At 55.5% G+C, this 18,669-nt stretch carries 17 protein-coding genes; 8 read left to right on the top strand and 9 right to left on the bottom strand.

The genetic code is table 11. The features are described from left to right. The first annotated feature begins 1 nt into the window (after position 1). The 3 genes from gatE to FH039_RS05040 all read left to right on the top strand — a co-directional run bounded on the left by gatE (position 2) and on the right by FH039_RS05040 (position 3,340). A complete protein-coding gene (gatE, locus tag FH039_RS05050; protein WP_139681658.1) occupies positions 2-1,888 on the top strand; it encodes a Glu-tRNA(Gln) amidotransferase subunit GatE in 1,887 nt (628 codons plus the stop codon). Between the two features lie 246 nt (positions 1,889-2,134). After that, a complete protein-coding gene (locus tag FH039_RS05045) occupies positions 2,135-2,662 on the top strand; it encodes a hypothetical protein (protein ID WP_139680447.1) in 528 nt (175 codons plus the stop codon). 24 nt (positions 2,663-2,686) lie between these two features. Beyond that, positions 2,687-3,340, top strand: a complete 654-nt coding sequence (locus FH039_RS05040; protein ID WP_139680446.1) for a hypothetical protein — start codon at positions 2,687-2,689, stop codon at positions 3,338-3,340. On the opposite strand, the gene hmgA is transcribed toward FH039_RS05040, so the two are convergent. Both hmgA and FH039_RS05030 read right to left on the bottom strand, forming a co-directional pair. Next, complete coding sequence (gene hmgA / locus FH039_RS05035) at positions 3,337-4,566, bottom strand: hydroxymethylglutaryl-CoA reductase (NADPH) (RefSeq protein ID WP_394344277.1); 1,230 nt, start codon at positions 4,564-4,566, stop codon at positions 3,337-3,339. The two genes, FH039_RS05040 and hmgA, sit on opposite strands and share 4 nt — an antisense overlap. A gap of 20 nt (positions 4,567-4,586) precedes the next feature. Then, the gene (locus FH039_RS05030) at positions 4,587-5,330 is read right to left on the bottom strand and encodes a MinD/ParA family ATP-binding protein (RefSeq protein WP_139680445.1); all 744 of its coding nucleotides are present in this window, start codon (positions 5,328-5,330) and stop codon (positions 4,587-4,589) included. A gap of 200 nt (positions 5,331-5,530) precedes the next feature. Between FH039_RS05030 and tdh the strand changes: the two genes are divergently transcribed. From tdh to truA, 4 genes are all read left to right on the top strand, one after another. Then, positions 5,531-6,583: an L-threonine 3-dehydrogenase gene (gene tdh / locus FH039_RS05025; RefSeq protein ID WP_139681656.1), complete on the top strand. Its 1,053-nt coding sequence runs from the start codon at positions 5,531-5,533 to the stop codon at positions 6,581-6,583. Between the two features lie 71 nt (positions 6,584-6,654). Then, positions 6,655-8,160, top strand: a complete 1,506-nt coding sequence (pheS, locus tag FH039_RS05020; RefSeq protein ID WP_139680444.1) for a phenylalanine--tRNA ligase subunit alpha — start codon at positions 6,655-6,657, stop codon at positions 8,158-8,160. A 10-nt stretch (positions 8,161-8,170) separates the two neighbouring features. Then, a complete protein-coding gene (gene pheT / locus FH039_RS05015; RefSeq protein WP_139681655.1) occupies positions 8,171-9,877 on the top strand; it encodes a phenylalanine--tRNA ligase subunit beta in 1,707 nt (568 codons plus the stop codon). A 255-nt stretch (positions 9,878-10,132) separates the two neighbouring features. After that, complete coding sequence (gene truA, locus FH039_RS05010) at positions 10,133-10,936, top strand: tRNA pseudouridine(38-40) synthase TruA (protein ID WP_139680443.1); 804 nt, start codon at positions 10,133-10,135, stop codon at positions 10,934-10,936. Here truA and FH039_RS05005 read toward each other — a convergent pair. After that, positions 10,883-12,283: a DEAD/DEAH box helicase gene (locus FH039_RS05005; RefSeq protein WP_139681654.1), complete on the bottom strand. Its 1,401-nt coding sequence runs from the start codon at positions 12,281-12,283 to the stop codon at positions 10,883-10,885. The genes truA and FH039_RS05005 overlap by 54 nt on opposite strands. A 67-nt stretch (positions 12,284-12,350) precedes the next feature. Between FH039_RS05005 and FH039_RS05000 the strand changes: the two genes are divergently transcribed. Beyond that, positions 12,351-13,616: a UbiD family decarboxylase gene (locus FH039_RS05000; RefSeq protein ID WP_139680442.1), complete on the top strand. Its 1,266-nt coding sequence runs from the start codon at positions 12,351-12,353 to the stop codon at positions 13,614-13,616. A gap of 3 nt (positions 13,617-13,619) precedes the next feature. Here the strand turns inward: FH039_RS05000 and FH039_RS04995 are convergent, their stop codons facing one another. The 6 genes from FH039_RS04995 to FH039_RS04970 form a co-directional block, all read right to left on the bottom strand. Then, on the bottom strand, positions 13,620-14,537 hold the full coding sequence (locus FH039_RS04995; RefSeq protein WP_139681653.1) for an ABC transporter ATP-binding protein: 918 nt from the start codon (positions 14,535-14,537) through the stop codon (positions 13,620-13,622). A gap of 5 nt (positions 14,538-14,542) precedes the next feature. Next, on the bottom strand, positions 14,543-15,412 hold the full coding sequence (locus tag FH039_RS04990; RefSeq protein ID WP_139680441.1) for an ABC transporter permease: 870 nt from the start codon (positions 15,410-15,412) through the stop codon (positions 14,543-14,545). 278 nt (positions 15,413-15,690) lie between these two features. Continuing rightward, positions 15,691-16,998, bottom strand: coding sequence for an RNA-guided endonuclease InsQ/TnpB family protein (locus tag FH039_RS04985; protein ID WP_139680440.1), 1,308 nt, complete (start codon positions 16,996-16,998; stop codon positions 15,691-15,693). 122 nt (positions 16,999-17,120) lie between these two features. Beyond that, entirely contained in the window at positions 17,121-17,912 is a 792-nt protein-coding gene (locus FH039_RS04980) for an N-glycosylase/DNA lyase (protein WP_139680439.1), read from the bottom strand. Next, positions 17,909-18,286, bottom strand: a complete 378-nt coding sequence (locus FH039_RS04975) for a HEPN domain-containing protein (RefSeq protein ID WP_139680438.1) — start codon at positions 18,284-18,286, stop codon at positions 17,909-17,911. Before FH039_RS04975 ends, FH039_RS04980 begins: the two co-directional genes overlap by 4 nt. Continuing rightward, complete coding sequence (locus FH039_RS04970) at positions 18,262-18,666, bottom strand: nucleotidyltransferase domain-containing protein (RefSeq protein ID WP_168188372.1); 405 nt, start codon at positions 18,664-18,666, stop codon at positions 18,262-18,264. The genes FH039_RS04975 and FH039_RS04970 overlap by 25 nt, the downstream gene beginning before the upstream one ends. Positions 18,667-18,669: the final 3 nt, after the last annotated feature.

The following is an 18,669-nucleotide window of genomic DNA, read 5'->3' as shown; positions in this document are numbered from 1 at the left end:
GATGGTTGAGAAGTTCAACTACGAGGAGCTTGGCCTCAAGGTGGGCCTTGAAATCCACAGACAGCTCGACACGAGGAGACTGTTCTCCCCGGTTCCCAGCGAGATGAGCGACGAGGTGGACTTCACGTTCCAGCGCAGGCTCAGGCCGACGATAAGCGAGCTGGGTGAAATCGACCCGGCCGCCCTTGAGGAGTTCAAGAAGGGAAAAACCTACATCTACGAGGGCAACTACAGGCTGGCGGACCTCGTTTATATGGATGAGGAGCCTCCCCACATGCCGGACGAGGAGGCGCTCAGGATCTCCCTCCAGATAAGCTACCTCCTCAACGCGACGCCGGTTGACGAGGTCCATTTCATGCGCAAAATCGTCATAGACGGCTCCAACGTCTCCGGCTTCCAGAGAACCGCGATAATCGCCATGAACGGAAAGGTCGATACGCCATGGGGAAGCGTCGGCATCCCGACGATCTGCCTTGAGGAAGACGCATGCAGAATCGTCGAGAGGGGCGAGAAGGAGGTCATCTACCGCCTCGACCGCCTCGGTATTCCGCTCGTTGAGATAAGCACGACCCCTGACATACACCATCCGGAGCAGGCGAAGGTCGTCGCCAAGTACATCGGCGACGCGCTCAGGGCAACGAGGAAGGTCAAGCGCGGCCTCGGAACCATCAGGCAGGACCTGAACGTCTCCATCAGGGGCGGAGCAAGGGTCGAGATCAAGGGTGTCCAGGAGCTGGACATGATTCCGGTCATCATTGAGCGCGAGATAGAGAGGCAGGTGAACCTGCTCAAAATCAGGGACGAGCTCAGATCGAGGGGCCTCAAGCCTGAGGACATCGAAGAGGAGTTTCACGACGTCACCGAGATATTCCAGAACACCGGCTCGAAGATAATCGCCCGCACCGTAAAGAAGGGCGGAAAGGTTCTCGCCGTTAAACTCCCCAAGTTCCGCGGGCTTATAGGGAAGGAGATACAGCCCGGCAGGCGCCTGGGCACCGAGATGGCGGACAGGGCCAAGAAGTACGTGAAGGGAATCTTCCACATCGATGAACTACCGAATTATGGAATTACAGAATTAGAGGTTAATGCAGTTATCGAAAAACTTGGTCTTGGCGAGCTTGACGCCTTCGTACTCGTCGCGGCAGAGGAGGAAACCGCAAAGAACGCCCTCTACGAGGTTGTAAAGCGCGCCAGGGAGGCCATCGAAGGTGTTCCTGAGGAGACAAGAAGGGCTCTGCCCGACGGCAACACCCAGTACATGCGTCCGCTCCCGGGGAAGGCCAGGATGTATCCGGAAACGGACATACCGCCGATACTGATAACCAGCGAGATGAAGGAGGGGATACTAGCCAACCTGCCCGAACTCCCGCAGGAGCGCGTCGAGCGCTACGTGAAAGAGTACGGGATAGACAGAAGCCTTGCCGAGACCCTCGTTAACGACGAGCGCGACGAGCTCTTCGAGGAGCTGATAGCCAGGGGAGTCAAGCCCTCTTTAGCGGCTTCAATCCTCGTGGTGGTTCTCAAGGGACTCAAGAAGGAGGTACCCATCGAGAATATCACCGATGAGCACATCAGAGAAGCCTTTGGCCTGTACCTCGGTGGAAAGATAGCCAAGGAAGCCTTCGAGGAGATATTCAAGGAGCTGGCAGAGAATCCTGAGAAGACCGCAGAACAGGTCGCGGAGGAGAAGGGCCTCACCCTCCTCAGCGAAGAAGAGGTCGAGAGGATAATAGACGAGGTCGTTCAGGCGAACATCGAAGTCATCAAAGCCAAGGGAATGGGCGCGATGGGAATGGTCATGGGCAGGGCCATGGCGAAGCTCCGCGGAAGGGCGGACGGAAAGCTCGTCAGCTCGCTCGTGAGGAAGAAGATAGGGGAGCTGAGCTGAGGCTGTTCTTTTAATGGTTTCTTTTGTTGTTTTTGCTTGTTTTTGTAACCGTAAGTTTTTTGAGGTTTTTGGTGTAATTCTGTCCTGCGGGTCGTTTCCGTTCGGCCTTAAGGTTGATGACCTCCCGTTTGAGGTGGCCGGTGGCCCCAGTGTGAACGGGAGTGGAAGCCAACCGCACCAGTTGCAACAAACGCAACTGGAAGCGGAAACGGTTAAGTTTTTAACCTCCTTTTCTTACTTCCCTTTGTGGGAAGCATGGGCCAGAGGATCAAAATCGTCTACTACCTCTACGAGGTTAAAGACGAGCCCCTCGGGAACTACGCGAAGGCCGTTGAATCAAAGCTCGGCCGCTTCATTCGGCTGGTGAACCCGGACGAGTACACCCTCATGACGAATTTCAAAAGCATCCTCGGAACCTCAAAGGAGGCCCACGTGATCGAGATTAGAAACGACATCAACAGATGGTTCTACCTGACTAAGGGCGTGAATGGCCTGGAAAAGCCCAAAGCGGCTTACGAGTACGAGATTGGGAAGGAAGAGGCACTTGAAGTGGTATTCCGAGAAATAGCTGAGGGGTCCGCACACGGGAAGCCCGGCGTGGATAAATTCTCCGCGATGCTACAGCTCCTGCTCTGGGGAGGATTTCTCGTCCTGAGCTATCTGGGCTACAAAAACGACGAGCTGGAGTGGATCAACAGTCTCCTGCCCCTTGTGCTGCTCCTGTCTGGCCTCATAGAGGGGTTCCGGAGGGGCTACAAAAAGAGGAAAAAGTGAGCACGGGAAGGGCCGGGTGATGGTATGGAGCTCAAAGCGAAGGTTGAAAGCATCATCTCCGGCTGGATGGACGGAAAGAGGTGCACCTACGCGCGCGTCAGATGCGAGATTCTCTCGAACTGCACACGGCCTGTGGAGAGGGCCCTCAAATCTATAGGGATGAGATTCACCCGTCTGACCGACCCCGACCCGTACCTGTTGGTATCGTCGGGGGAGGACCTCTACGACCGCGGAAAGTTTCTAACGGTGATAGAGCTAACCGATGGACTGGGCCGCCTTTTTTATCTGGCCGCCTCGGACGTGCCCGTGAGCCTCAAGGAAATTCCCCACCCGGAGTTCGTCCTTGCGTTTCGCGTGAAGAGAAGAGAAGGATTCCGCGCCCTCCTCGATGTCATAGGACGGAAGAGAATCGGGGGCATCAGACACAAACACCGCTCCCTGTTGAACTTTCTGATCAGCTTCGTTGGGAGCCTTTTGCTTTCAAGCGCAGTGAACATCGAGGGGTACTGGGGCCAGGCTACCCTTATGCTCCTTCTGGCCCTGGCCATTTTTATCATCCTTGACTACCCGTTCTCCCTGCTTTACATCAAGGGCGTCGAGGTCATCCAGAACCCGGAACCTTCCGCAAAGGTCTTCGTTATCAAGGTCAAAAGGGCAGAAAAGAAGAGGAGCAGCTAACGCCCCAGCTCGGCGTGGGCTTTCGCCAGGTGCTTTGCAGCTATTGCCGCCAGAAGGGAGAGTTCCCCAGCGAGGACGGCACCGGCTATTATCTCCGCGAACTTCCTGGCGTTCGTACCCGCTGGCTCTCCACCGCCGGCGACGCCCATTATTGAGAGAGCTTCCCTCTGGGTCGGAACGCGCGTTCCTCCGCCGACGGTTCCAATCTCGAGGCTCGGCATAGTAATACTAATGTAGAGGTCTCCCTCTGGAGTGACCTCGGCGAGGGTTATGCCGTGCGAGCCCTCGGTGATCTGGGCCTCATCCTGACCGGTGGCTAGGAAGATGGCACCGACTATGTTTCCGAAGTGAGCGTTGAAGCCGTAGGAACCTGCCTGGGCGGAACCGACGAGGTTCTTGCGGTAGTTGACCTCGGCTATCAACTCGGGTGTGGTCTTCAGCTTCTTTTCCACAATCTCGCGCGGGATTACCGCCTCGGCTATGACGGTCTTCCCGCGGCCGTTGATGAAGTTCATGGCGTTCGGCTTTTTATCCACACACAGGTTGCCCGAGAGGGCAAGGTACCTCACGTCCGGGAACTCCTCCTCAATGACCTTCATTATCTCCTCGCTTGAGATGGTGACCATGTTCATGCCCATGGCATCGCCGGTCTCGAACTCGAAGCGGAGGTAGAGGTTGTTGCCGACGATGTAAGGCTTAACGTCCCTCAGCTTCCCGTGTCTGGTGACCTTGCTGACAGCTTTCTCCTGGAGGTAGTCGATGTTGGCCTTGACCCACTCGGCAACTTCCCTCGCCCTCCTCGCGTCGGGGCACTTGAGGAGGGGCGCGCGGGTCATCTTGTCGTCTATTATCGTAGTCTTAACGCCTCCAGCGGCGGTCAAAGCAGAACAGCCGCGGTTGACGCTCGCGACGAGTGCTCCCTCGGTGGTGGCGAGAGGGATGTAGAATTCGCCCTTCGCGTACTCGCCGTTTATTCTCAGCGGTCCGGCGACGCCCATCGGTATCTGGACGACGCCTATCATGTTCTCGATGTTCTTTCCTATGACCCTCTCCGGGTCTATCGAGTAGTGTCCTATGTTCTCAAGGCTAATGTCGAGCTTCTTTTCGAGCGCCTTCCTCCTTATTTCAGTGGCAAGTTTCTTATCGCCGTTCGTGTATTTCTCAACCTGATGGAGCTTTATCTCCCCGCTGGCCACTTTCTCAACGAGTTCATCAAAATCCACCATCCAACTCCCTCCACCAGCATTTACCCGAACAGCCATTCCTCAAGCACCTTACCTGTCTCCATAAACGCAAGTGCCGCATCGCTCTTGGGGGCGTACCTCAGAACGGGAATACCCGCGTTTATCGACTCCGGAACCACGTTATCAAAGGGAATCCATCCAAGAACGGGCACGTTGAGGTCATCTTCAATTACCTCGATTATTTTATCGACGACATCCTCGGACTCCCTGACTTTGTTAAGCACCACTCCGATGTTGAGGTTATACCTCTCTCCGAGGGCCTTCAGCTTCTCAATTTCGTTCTTGACCATTATCTCAAAGGAATATATTGGGGAACGCTCTATCTCAACGACGATAATCTGATAGTTGGCCAGCTCAAAGGTGGGGAGCGTATCGAAGGGTATACCTGTTGGGGAATCCACAAAAACAACCCCAAACTTGTACTTGACCCTGTCAAGTATCTCGACCAGCCTCCTGGGGGAGATGCCAAGAACGTCCTGAAGGCGGGTACTCCCGGGCATTACATGAACACCCGTTTCGGGGTGACGGTAAACGGCCCACTCCGGGTCAATGTCCGGATTCTTCATGAGGGAATGAACCGTGTACTTGACGGTGTCCAGGGCGAAGTGAAACCCTAGGTTCGGGAGGTACAGGTCACCATCGACCGCAAGAACGCGGTACTCACTCATGGCTAGGTAAGCGCTTAGGTTGGCCGTTGTTGTTGTCTTTCCTGCACCGCCTCTCCCCGTGACAACAATGAGCGCCATTGCTCAGTCCCCCGAAATCCCACGGAAAGAATAGTTGGCGTCCGTTATAAGGTTTCCGCTTAGCAGAGGACACTCCAAGGCCCAGTGGACGGCTGCTGGAGGAATCAACCCCCAAACGGGCAAACGATTCAGAACAGCCACAAAAGGTTTATATCGTCCCCCGTTCAGATATCCATGTAAATGCTAAGGAGATGATTGCCATGGCTGAAAAGATGCCGGCTATCATGAAAACGAAGCCCGCTTACGGTGCCGAGCTCGTTGAAGTCGATGTTCCCAAGCCGGGGCCGGGCGAAGTGCTCATCAAGGTTCTCGCCACCAGCATCTGTGGAACCGACCTTCACATCTACGAGTGGAACGAGTGGGCCCAGAGCAGGATTAAGCCGCCGCAGATAATGGGCCACGAGGTCGCCGGAGAGGTGGTCGAGGTCGGACCCGGCGTTGACACCCTCGAGGTCGGCGACTACATAAGCGCCGAGACCCACATCGTCTGCGGAAAGTGCTACGCCTGCAGGCACAACCGCTACCACGTCTGCCAGAACACCAAGATATTCGGCGTTGACATGGACGGTGTTTTCGCCGAGTATGCCATAGTTCCCGCCCAGAACGCCTGGAAGAACCCCAAAGGCATGCCCCCCGAGTACGCGGCGCTCCAGGAGCCGCTCGGCAACGCCGTTGATACTGTTCTGGCTGGGCCAATAGCCGGCAGGAGCACTCTCATAACGGGTGCCGGCCCGCTCGGACTCCTTGGAATCGCCGTCGCGAAGGCGTCCGGAGCGTATCCGGTTATCGTGAGCGAGCCGAGCGAGTTCAGGCGCGAGCTGGCCAAGAAGGTCGGTGCCGACTACGTCATCAACCCCTTCGAGGAGGATCCCGTCAAGGCGGTCATGGACATAACCGACGGCGCCGGCGTTGAGGTCTTCCTTGAGTTCAGCGGAGCGCCGAAGGCTCTGGAGCAGGGCCTCGCCGCCACCACCCCTGGGGGAAGGGTCTCGCTTCTCGGCCTCTTCCCGAGGGACGTTACGGTGGACTTCAACAACCTGATCATCTTCAAGGCCCTCGAGGTTCACGGCATCACCGGAAGGCACCTCTGGGAGACCTGGTACACGGTCTCAAGCCTCATCCAGAGCGGCAGGCTCAACCTCGACCCGGTCATCACCCACAAGTACAAGGGCTTCGAGAAGTTCGAGGAAGCCTTCGAGCTGATGAAGGCCGGCAAGACCGGTAAGGTCGTCTTCTTCCCGCACAAGGGCTGAACCATTTCTCCTTTTCTTTCACCGCAATTCTTAAGTAACTCCTCTCAAACTCACCCCAAGGAGGTGGCACTATGGAGCTAAGCTACCAGGAGAAATTCACGCTCATAAAGCTCAGCGAAGTTGGAAAGACTAAATTCGAAGAGCTCGTCAAAAGGGCCGGTCTGGATCAGGTCGCTGTTATGAGAGCGGTTCTCGGCCTTCAGAGCAAGGGACTGGCGAAGCTCCACGAGAAAAGTGAGAGGGTTGTCAGGCTCACCGAGACCGGAAGAAAGTACGCGGAGATAGGTCTCCCAGAGTGGAGGGCGCTGGCGGTTCTGAAGGAAAGGAAAAAGGTAACCCTGGATGACCTGGGGGACGTTCTCAGCGAGGATGAGCTTAAACCCATCGTCGGCCTCCTGAGGAAAGAGGGCTGGGCGAGCGTTAGGAAGGAGGACGGGAAGTTAGTCCTCGAAATCACCGAGAAGGGACTCAACGCGGAAGAGAGGCCCGTCGATGTCGCACTCAAACTCCTCACGGAGAAGGGGACCGTACCCCTGGGCGAGATTGAGGGACTCATTCCCGTTAAAGAGCTCAAGAGAAGGAAGATTGCGGAGGAAGATTCCGTTACCGAGAGGTTCGTCGAGATAACCCCAGAGGGAGCGGAGCTCGTGAAGGGCGGCATTGAGCTGAAGGAGGAGGTCTCCAACCTGACCCCCGAGCTGATAAAGTCCGGAAAATGGCGCGAGGTCGAGTTCAAGCGCTTCAACATCTCGGCACCGGTTCGGAGGATTTACCCGGGCAAGAAGCAGCCCTACAGGGCCTTCCTCGACAAAATTAGGAGAAGGCTCATCGAGATGGGCTTCATCGAGATGACGGTCAAGAGTCTCATAGAAACCCAGTTCTGGAACTTCGATGCGCTCTTCCAGCCCCAGAACCACCCCGCCAGGGACTGGACCGATACCTACCAGCTCAAATACCCGAAGAGCGGCCATCTGCCTGTGGAGGAACTCGTCGCCAGCGTCAAGGCCGCCCACGAGCACGGCGGCGATACGGGTTCCCGCGGCTGGGGCTACGTCTGGTCTCCGGAGAGGGCCATGCTCCTCATGCCGAGGGCACACGGAACCGCCCTGAGCGGCAGACAGCTCGCCAGGGGCGTTGAGATACCCGGAAAATACTTCACGATTCAGCGCGTCTTCCGTCCGGACGTCCTCGACAGGACCCACCTCATAGAGTTCAACCAGGTCGATGGCTTCGTCGTCGGCGAGGATTTGAACTTCAGGAACCTCCTCGGGATACTCAAGCGCTTCGCGGTGGAGATAGCCGGGGCCAAGAAGGTCAAGTTCCTGCCGGACTACTACCCGTTCACCGAGCCGAGCGTCCAGATGAGCGCCTACCACCCCGAGCTCGGCTGGGTTGAGTTCGGCGGTGCCGGAATCTTCCGCGAGGAGATGACGAAGGCCCTCAGAGTTGATGTCCCTGTCATAGCCTGGGGAATAGGAATCGACAGGCTTGCTATGTTCAAACTCGGAATAGACGACATCCGCTACCTCTTCAGCTACGACCTGCGCTGGCTGAGGGAGGCGAGGCTGGTCTGGTGAGGTGATGCTCATGCCGAAGTTCGATGTTTCCAAGGCTGACCTTGAGAGGCTGGTCGGAAAGGAATTCAGCGTTGAGGAGTGGGAAGACCTCTTCCTCTACGCGAAATGCGAGCTGGACGACGTCTGGGAGGAGGACGGCAGGATATACTTCAAGGTGGACTCAAAGGACACCAACAGGCCCGACCTCTGGAGCGCCGAGGGAATAGCGAGGCAGATCCGCTGGGCGCTCGGCTTTGAAAAGGGCCTTCCGAAATACGAAGTCGAGGAGAGCGGTGTAACCGTTTACGTTGATGAGAAGCTGAAGGATATCCGCCCCTACGGTCTCTACGCCATCGTTGAGGGTCTCAGCCTCGACGAGGAGGCACTCAGGCAGATGATAAACCTCCAGGAAAAGGTCGCCCTAACGTTCGGAAGGAGGAGGAGAGAGGTAGCGATAGGCGTCTTCGACTTCGACAAGATAAAGCCGCCGATCTACTACCGCGCCGCAGAGAAGACCGAAAAGTTCGTCCCGCTGGGCTTCGAGGAGGAGATGACGCTCGAGGAGATACTGGAGAAGCACGAAAAGGGGAAGGAGTACGGCCACCTGATCAGGGACAAACCCTATTACCCCCTGCTCGTTGACAGCGAGGGCAAAGTCCTCTCGATGCCCCCAATTATAAACTCCGAGATAACCGGCAGGGTGACCCCGGAGACGAGAAACGTCCTCATCGACGTGACCGGCTGGGACTTGAACAAAGTCATGCTCGCCCTCAACGTCGTCGTAACGGCTTTAGCGGAGCGCGGAGGGAAGATCAAGAGCGTTAAGGTTGTCTACCCGGACTTCGAGATCAGGACCCCCGACCTCACCCCGAAGGAGTTTGAGGTCGAGCTCGATTACATCAAGAGGCTCACCGGCCTCGAGCTGAGTGACGGGGATATCAAAGACCTCCTTGAGAGGATGATGTACAGCGTCGAAATCGTCGATGGCAGAGCAAGACTCCGCTATCCGGCCTTCCGCGACGACATAATGCACGCCCGCGACGTCCTGGAGGACGTGCTCATAGCCTACGGATACAACGAAATGGAACCGGAGGAGCCGGAGCTGGCCGTCCAGGGAAGGGGCGACAAGTTCATCGAGTTCGAGGACGCCGTCAGGGAGCTCATGGTCGGCTACGGCCTCCAGGAGGTCATGACCTTCAACCTGACGAACAGGGAATCCCAGTACGGGAAGATGCTGCTCGAACCCGGTGAGGACCGCTTCAGCCACCCGCCCGCGGAGCTCGTTGAGATAGAGAACCCCATAAGCCCCAAGTGGTCCGCCCTGCGGGTCTGGCTCATCCCGAGCCTCCTCGATTTCCTGAGCCAGAACACCCACGAGGAGTACCCGCAGAGAATCTTCGAGGTCGGGAAGGCTACGCTCATAGACGAGAGCAGGGAGACCAAAACGGTCAGTGAGAGCAAGGTCGCCGTTGCCCTCGCCCACCCGCGCGTTACCTTCACCGAGGCCAAGGAAATACTTGAGAGCGTGATGCACCACCTCGGCTTCACATACGAGCTCGAGGGCGTTGATCACCCGAGCTTCATCCCGGGGAGGGCAGGAAAAATAGTCGTCGAAGGAAAACCGATCGGCATAATCGGGGAGATCCACCCGGCCGTCCTGGAAAACTGGGGAATAGAAATGCCCGTGGCGGCGTTTGAAATGTTTCTGAAGCCGCTCTATCGGGCGCCGTACCTCTAATCCTCAATTTTTATCCTCTTCTCCAGAAGGGCACACATTATCTCGAAGTTCGTCACGTTCTCAAGCACCTCAATCCCTATTATCGCATCCATCCTCCCACCTCCAGGTACACTTGGGGGATGTGGTTTATCAATTTTTCCCGCTCCGACTTGAACGGCGTCCAAAATTGGGGTTTACATTTGCAAAATAATCCGTCGCAGTATCAACCGGCACCGTGGAAAAGACATTTATACCCGCCGCCCCCATCCAACAACCATGAGGTTCGCACTTAGAATCGCGTACGATGGCACCGCATTCTATGGCTTTCAGAGGCAGCCCGACGTTAGAACCGTCGAAGGAGAGCTGATACGGGCTCTATCAAAGCTCGGAATAATAAGGGACGCCGAGAGCTCGAACTTTAAAGGGGCCTCGAGGACGGACAGGGGGGTTTCAGCGGTCTTCAACGTCGTGGCCTTTGACGTCGCCGCGAGGCCGGACCTCGTTCGCGCGGAGGTTCTCAACCACCACCTCAGGGACCTCTGGGTTCTCGGGGTTGCAGAGGTTCCGGAGGACTTCCACCCCCGGTTCCAGGCGAGGTCAAAGACCTACCGCTACTACCTGGTTGATGAGGGCTTCAACGAGAATGACATGAGGGAGTGCGCGGCGCTCTTCGTTGGTGAACATGACTTTTCGGCATTCTCCCGGCTTGAACCCGGCAGGGACCCAATCAGAGAGCTCCTACGGGTTGATGTCATCGGGCGTCAGGGCTACTACATCATCGAAATCGAGGGCAAAAGCTTCCTGTGGGAGATGGCGAGGAGGATAGTCAACGCCGTCCGGCTCTGCGGCCTCGGGCTGATGGAAAGCCGCGAGGTTGAGATGATGCTCGGGGGGGAGTACAACAAAAAGGTCCCGCCCGCGCCCCCCGAAGGACTCATCCTCTGGCACATGGAGTACCCGGACGTGGAGTTCCAGGTGGATGAAAGGGGGATCAAAAAAGCAAAACGTGACCTGTTCGAGCGCTACTCAAGAGCGCTTACGAGGGCGGCCCTTTTTGGTGATGTTCTCCTCGAGCTTTGAGTCCATCTCCCTGTCGTAGTATTTACCGTAGTACTGCTTGAGCGCCTTCTGCCGCTCGATGAAGTGGGTGAAGAGCAGGGGGTCGTCGTCCTGAACGTCAACTATGACGGCCTTCATCCCCTTCTTCGGCCTCAGGGCGCGCCCTATTGTCTGAATCGTCATTATATCGCTCTTGCCGCCTCCCGCGAGTATTATCGCCGAAATCTCCGGTATGTCCACGCCCTCCTTGAGGAGTGTCGAGATGAGAACCGGAATCTCGCCGTTCTTAAACGCCTCAAGTATCTCCCAGCGGTTGGAGCTCTTTGAGCTCAGGAACTCCGCCTTCACGCCCATCTCGCCAAGCATCTTCCTGAGTATCCTGCCGTGCTCTATCCTTCTGACATCGATAAGGACGCGGTGCCCCTTTCGGGCGAGCTCGGCGGCCTTCTCTGCCACGGCCCGGTTCCTCTCGTCGTTGTTCATTATCATGTCCTCGTACAGCTCCTTGTAGCGCTCGCTGAAGGATGGCATGCTCGACTCGTAGGTGATTATTTCAAAGCGCGGCTTCGCAAGGAACTTTTCCTTTATGAGGTCCTCCGCACGAACCTCGAAGATGGTGGGCCCAACGACGGCCTCTATCTTAATCTCCTCACCGCGTATGCGCCTCCAGGGCGTCGCGGAGAGGCCAAAGCGGTATACCTGGGGCAGCGAAAGGCCGAGCTGGTAGAACTTCTCGGCGGCGGAGGTTCTGTGGCACTCGTCGAACATGAGGATCGCGTATTCGTTCTGGAGCTTGTCGGCACCCCTCGACAGGAGGGTCTGTATCATGGCTATGGTGACGTCTTTCTCGTCCCACTTGTTGTCCCCGACGATGCCCGGTTCGACCCCCAGGACCTCACGAACCTTGTCCGCCCACTGGTAGAGAAGCTCCTTGGTGTGGACCACTATGAGGGCCGGGAGGTCAAGCTCGTGTATTATCCTCAGCCCAACGACGGTCTTACCGCTTCCAACGGGAAGGGCCAGAACACCCATTTTCTCCCGGAGGGCCTTTTTAACCGCCCTTTCCTGATACCTGCGCATGCTGTAGTTCTCGTTCCACGTGGAGTTCAGCTTGGCACCCCTAACCTGCCGCTCGTCCTTCACACGGACGCGGTATCCCTTGCAGTTGAGGAACTTCTTGACCCTCGGAAGAACCCCAACGGGAAACGTCTTCTCGTAGGGGTCGTAGAGGCTCTCCGGCTTTTCCCATTTGCCAAAGTCCCTCTTGTAGCTCAGCAGCTCGTAGATCTTGAAATACACCTGTGGATCTGCCTTCTCAATCCGGACCAGTGCGGAGCCATCGGGAATGCGGAGGGTTACCGTAGGCATGGCCAATCGTCGAAAGTTTGGAAAAAGGCTTTATAGGCCTTTTGGAACACCAAACTAAGGTGATAGAATGCTGAGGGAAATCATCGAACGGTTTGATGATGCCGTCGTTGTTAAGGAGCCGGTAAGCAAAGAGCTCGAGGTAACGCGTTATCTTCTGAAGTACCGCGACAGACCCGTCCTCTTCAAAGACGTGGACGGATGGGAAGTCGCGGGCAACATCTGGAGCACCAGGGAAAGGATTGCATCGTACCTTGGTATCGAGAGGGAGGAGATACTTCACACGATGACGAAGGCCATGGAGAACCCCGAACCCTACAGGACGGTTGACGGTGCACCCTTCATGGCGAACTCTATCAGAGACTTTTCGCTCCGCGAGCTTCCGATTCCAAAGTACTACCCCCAGGACGGCGGCCAGTACTTCACCTCCGCCATGGTCATAGCCAAGGACGAAAACGGCTTCGTCAACATGTCTTTCCACAGGATGATGGTCATCGACGAGAAAAGGGCCGCCATAAGACTCGTCCCGAGGCACCTTTACGCCATGTGGAAGGAAAAGGCAGAGGAGGGAGAAGAGTTGGACGTCAGGATAGTCGTCGGGAACCCGGTTCACCTCCTAATCGCCGGTGCCACGAGCGTTGCGTACGGCGTAAGCGAGCTTGAGATAGCCTCGGCGATGAGCCGCATCTCCTTCGGAAAGCCCCTCGAAGTCTTCGACCTCGGAGGAATCCCCGTTCCCGTCGAGACCGACTTCGTCTTCGAGGCGAAGATACTTCCCGAACTGACGGACGAAGGGCCCTTTGTGGATATAACCGGAACCTACGACTACGTGAGGAAGCAGCCGGTGGTGGTCTTCGAGCGCATGCACCACGTTGACGAGCCAATCTTCCACGCCCTTCTCCCCGGCGGCTACGAGCACTACATGCTGATGGGCCTGCCGAAGGAGCCGCAGATTTACGCGAGCGTTAAGAGGGTCGTTCCAAAGGTTCACGGCGTAAGGCTGACCGAGGGCGGTGCGATGTGGCTCCACGCGGTGGTGAGCATAACCAAACAGCACGACGGTGACGGCAAGAACGCTATCCTGGCGGCATTCGCCGGCCATCCAAGCCTGAAGCACGTGGTAGTTGTCGATGAGGACGTGGACATATACGACGACAGGGACGTCGAGTGGGCGATAGCTACGCGCTTCCAGGCGGACAGGGACCTTGTGGTCATCCCCAACGCCCGCGGAAGCTCCCTTGACCCCTCCGCCGAGAAGAGCCTAACCGCGAAGTGGGGGATAGATGCAACCAAGCCCCTGGATAGAAAGGAGGAATTCGAGAGGGCCAGGCTTTAGCCCTCACTCCACCATTTTGAGGAATATCTCCTCAAGGCTCGGCTCTTTGACCTGCATTGTGAGTATCTTGGCGCCGCGTGAAGCAACGAAATCGTGAACCTCCTCTCTTATGTCCCCCGGTGCCACTATGCGGTACTTCTTCTCGCCCAGCGGCGTAACCTTCCACTCGACCCCCGTAAAGTCCACCGGAACGTTGGTCTCAAGCACGATCGTGTAGCCTGCCTTCCTCAGGAACTCCCTCTTGATGCTGTCGAGGTTGTCCTCAACGCGAAGCTTGCCCTTGACTATTACACCGACGGTATCGCATATTTCCTCGACGTGAGCCAGGATGTGGCTCGAGAAGAAAACCGTCTTCCCGGCCTTTTTCTGCTCTCTGATGATGTCCTTGAACTCCGCTATTCCTCGCGGATCCAAACCAGTCATCGGCTCGTCGAGGATTAGCAGTTCAGGGTCGTTGATGAGCGCCTGGGCAAGCAGGAGACGCTGGCGCATTCCCTTCGAGAACTTGCCGACTTTCCTCCTTCTGGCTTCCTTCAAACCAACAAGGTCAAGGAGTTCATTAATCCGCCTCTCCTTCTCAGCCCTCGGAATCCCAAACGCGTCGGCAATAACGTCAAGGGTCTGTTCCGGCGTTAGAAAATCCCAGAGGGTGGCGTGCTCCGGCATGTAGCCTATTCGCTTCTTGGCCTCAACGAGGCTTCCCTCATCGAACTTACCGTTGGCAAAAACCTCAAGCTCGAAGAGCTGAATCCTCCCCTCCTGCGGGAATATCAGGCCCAGGGTGCTGAGGATGGTGGTGCTCTTTCCGGCGCCGTTGGGACCGAGGAAGCCGTATATCTGGCCGGGCTTAACCTCAAGGTTCAGGCCATCGAGGGCGCGAACGTCTTTGTAAACCTTAACGAGATTCTCAATCCTTATCATCGCCATCACCTCAAATCCATGCGGAGGAAGCGGTGGAAGGCCAGGGCGAGGTAGACGAAGGTGAGTCCGAAGAGTATGCCCAGGTTAACGGGATTCTTCCGTATGGCACCCCCTATTCCCACGTATTCTATCTGCGGATTCTCTATGTCCCCCGTAACCTTTGTGGCATCGCTGACTATGACGTCTATCTGGGTCGTTGGAACGTAGAAGAGATATCTGGTCTTGTACTCCTTGCTTTTCTCCTGATACGCCTCCCAGTCGGGGTGGTCGCTTAGTACGGTGTCCTTGGCGGCCATGAACTGAACTATGGCGGGCATTATCATGAAGACCACGAACATGATCACCAGGGCCACGCCGAGGGCGGTGCTGGAAGACTTCACGGCGGTGGAGATTATGTAGCCCAGCGCTATCAGCTGTACCATTGCCAGGAGCAGCAGACCGTTGAGCAGGAGAGAATCGGTGACGAGCTGACTCCCCATGGGGGCACCCAACCACGCCAGGCCGACTATTCCCACGAGGGTCGTCAGAAGGAGTGCCATCAGCACAACCACCGTGTGGGCAAGGAACTTGCCACCGATGTAGCCCAGCCGCTTTATCGGCTTGCTCATGGCAACGCGCAGAGTTCCCTTCTCTATCTCGCTGTTTATCGCGGTGGCCCCCATCAGGAGGGCGAGTATGGCGATGAAAAAGCCGCCCAGTCCGTTGATGTTGCCTATGAGAACCGAAACGGCCTGCTGAACGGTTTCTATTCCCTCACCAGAGGCCTTCTGGAAGTAGAACCCCGGTATGTACAGAAGCATCATGACACCCAGGATAACCCAGAGCTTCTTAGTTCGAAGGCTCTGCTTGAACTCAAGCTGAAATCCCCAAAACATAACACCTACCTCCTTATTTCGGTACCGGAGTGAAGCCGTCCACCCGACTACAACTAATCGGAGGAGTATAAAAATTTTGTCTATGGGGTTGAAGTGACGGCGCCCCCCTGCGGTTGCTGGCCGACGCTCCACCGACAGTTATAAGAACCTCGGACATACCTTTCACTCCGATACCTCGAACTTCGAGGTGTTATTGACGGCGGAATATTTAAACCTTTGGGTCGGCCCAACTGACCTCCTCCCCGCCCTTCAGGGCGGGGGTTCCAACGATGAACCCCTTAACCTAAAGGCGGGGAGGTTTGAGGGGCTTCACTAAAGCCCAATAAAGGCGGGCTTTTCAGCCCCTCTGGCCGGGCCTTCGGCCAGTTACCCCTCCTCTGAGCGTAAAGACCACTCAGATTTGGGGTTATGGTTTTGACAGCCTTTTTCAAAATGTTGAAAGCACCAACTAAATCAGCATTCATAACAACGCCCTCTCTACGGCACTTAAACAAACCCCTAAAAATCCTCCCGTCAGAGTGGCGTTGGCCGCAGAGAGGGCAGGATTGAGAAGTAAAAGCCTCATCAACAATTTCAACAGCAATGCCATACTCTTCAGCAACCTCGGTTAAGCGTTTAATCACGTAATTGAACCGCCAGACGTGGGAGAGGATAAAATTCTGCTTACTGCCCTTCTCAGAGTTTCTTGCGATACCTTTCGGATAACCAACAACTATTCTGGAAACACCCAAATCGTAAAGCCTTCTCACCGTTTGCCTGACTGCCGTGTTGATGTAGTGCTTGGCTTGGAGTTTAGCTCTCTCGTGCATTCTCTTGAGTTTTCTCCCCGTTTTAGCTCCACTCTTGTTGAGTTTTGACTGGTACTCGGCAATCCTCCTTCGCCAGTAGAAGTCAATGCTCTTTAATGGTCTCCCATTCACGAGGAAGCTTTCACCATTCTCAACGTAAACGGCCATCAAGTTGTTCACTCCCAAGTCTATCCCCGCTGAGAGGCTTCCCTTTGGCGTCCTCGGGAGTTTAATCCACTCCCCACCTTCAAGTTTTTCCTCTACCGTAAAACTCAAGTGAGCGTACCATTTCCGCTTAACGGGGTCAAAAGTTATCTCCAACCGCCCTTGCTTGCCCTTCAAGTGTATTCTTCCCTTGAACTGAATTTCGAGTTTTCCAAATTTGCCAAGTCTTCTCAATTCGAGGATATTTTCCTTGACCCAATACTGGTCGTTTCTGAGGGGAATTATGAAGAATTTTCTGCCGTTCTTTTCTCTAACGAATTTCGGTGGTTTCGGCTTGAACCATTCGGGCAGTTCTCCCTTCTTTTTCTTCCTGTTGAGTGAGAAGAATGAACGCCACGCTTCTGCGTTTTTTCTTGCCAACTGTTGAACTGTTGAGCCGCCAATCCAGTTTTTGAACTCGTGATAGGCTTCTTTTTCTGTTCCATTAAAGTCAATTTTGCCGAATTCGTTGAACTGTTTGAGCCTCTGGTAATTGAGTTTGTTCCAGATTACTGCTGTGGCGTGAGCTAATTCGAAAAGGATTTTCTCCTGCTCCTTTGAGGGTTGAAGTTTAACCGTTACTTCTCGCTTCATTTCAAAGTATGGTACTGTTTTTGAGCTTTAAAAAAGATTGCTTTCCTGTTTGATGGCTAATTTGCAGAACACCGTACCCCGCCGTGAACGGCGAGGCTTGAAAAAGAGAAAACGTCAAAAATTCAAAGGGCAGTCAGCCGCAAGACGTCCTCCCACTTCGTGCAGTGCTCCCTCAGCCGCCTGAGAACTTCGTCATTTCCTCCCAGAACGGGCCAGAGTATCGAATCTATGTGGAGCGGCGGAATTCCAGTTCCCTCCGCGATTCTACCCCAGAAGCTCACCGGAGGCTCGTTCGTGAAGCGTTTGGTATAGGCGTTTATCCTCACGTCGTCGGGTATCTCAATGGCCATTGGGTAGGGCACGAACTCCCCGAAGGCTATCCTGCCCGCGTAGCCGAACATCTTGACGGTGAAGACTATCGTCTTGGCGCTTTTCTTCGAGCCGAGGACCTTTGCAAGCTCGTCGCGCAGGCGCTCCATGCCGTTGAAGTAGTAGTCCCTCAAGTCATCCAGCGACAGGGAATCGAGGAACGGCTCAACTCTCTCCAACCTTTTTATTTTCCCCGCAACGAGCCGCCTGTTGGTCCTGGAGTTCGGCAGGAAGCGGGAGTATGCCTCCGATATGCTCTCCCCCGGCGGATTTTCTGAAAAGTACCTTGAGAACTCCCACCACCATTGCTCCCCCCTGGCGGAGAGCTGATAGCTCACGAGGGAGTTCGCAACGACCAGCCTGATGAAGAGTTCGTCGTCTCCCAGGTTGTCGTGGAGGTTCCTGAGGGCGTCGAACTGGAGGTCAACCCTCTCCTCGATGGTTCCGGCGCAGTCGATGCCAAGTTCACTTAGAATCTCCCTGAGAATTCCAACCTTTTCATCGTCGACCTTGTACTTTATCTGAATGAAGCGGTCCAAGCTCATAGCATGCTCACCACCGTGCTGTATACTCTTTTAGCTGCTTCATACCACCGGGAAACGTCCTCAATGCGGTAGTCGGTGAGCGGATTGAATCCCGGAGTGTAATACCTGCTCCTCGTGTACTCCCTTTCAATCTCGGCGAGACTCAGCAACAGCTCATCATCAAGATCAATGCCCGCAAGGGAAACGAGGGCACTCAGCTTATGGGTGCGAACGTCCAGGTTTCTTGAGAGAAGAAGGGCTTTCAGGCTCTTTTCAATCGCCTGCTGAATGTGAAAGACCGCGAAGTTCAATCTACCCGAGTTAATCTCGTCGAGGGCAGCGTTCGGGTGCTCCTCCGCAAGGCGGAGGGTTAGACCAACTGGGCTATCTGCCATTGTTTGTCCCCCTCAATGAGGCGGGGTTTTCTCTTTCTGATGTCCTTCCTAAGTCTCTTCAACATGCGCTCCCAGTGCTCTTCGCCACGCAGAACCCTGTATCCTGTAAGAATCCCCCACAGCAGGGGATTATCTGCTGAAACTTCTTCTTCGCGGAGAATTATCACATCAAAAGAAACTCCCAGCTCAAGTTCCAGTTTGAACAGCTCCCTCCAGAACTCCCTCCCGCCGGATTTATCTCCCTCAACCAACACAAGGATGTCGTAATCAGAACCCGGGCTGGCCAGACCCCTTGTCCTGGAGCCAAATAGGAGCACGACCCTTACATTTTCTCCAAAGTACCTGTCCAGGAGCTTTAGAAGCCCCTCCAATGGCTCCATGAC

This window comes from Thermococcus indicus (genome assembly GCF_006274605.1).
GTDB classification, from domain to species: Archaea; Methanobacteriota_B; Thermococci; order Thermococcales; family Thermococcaceae; genus Thermococcus; species Thermococcus indicus.
This window is presented reverse-complemented; position numbering and strand designations above follow the sequence as displayed.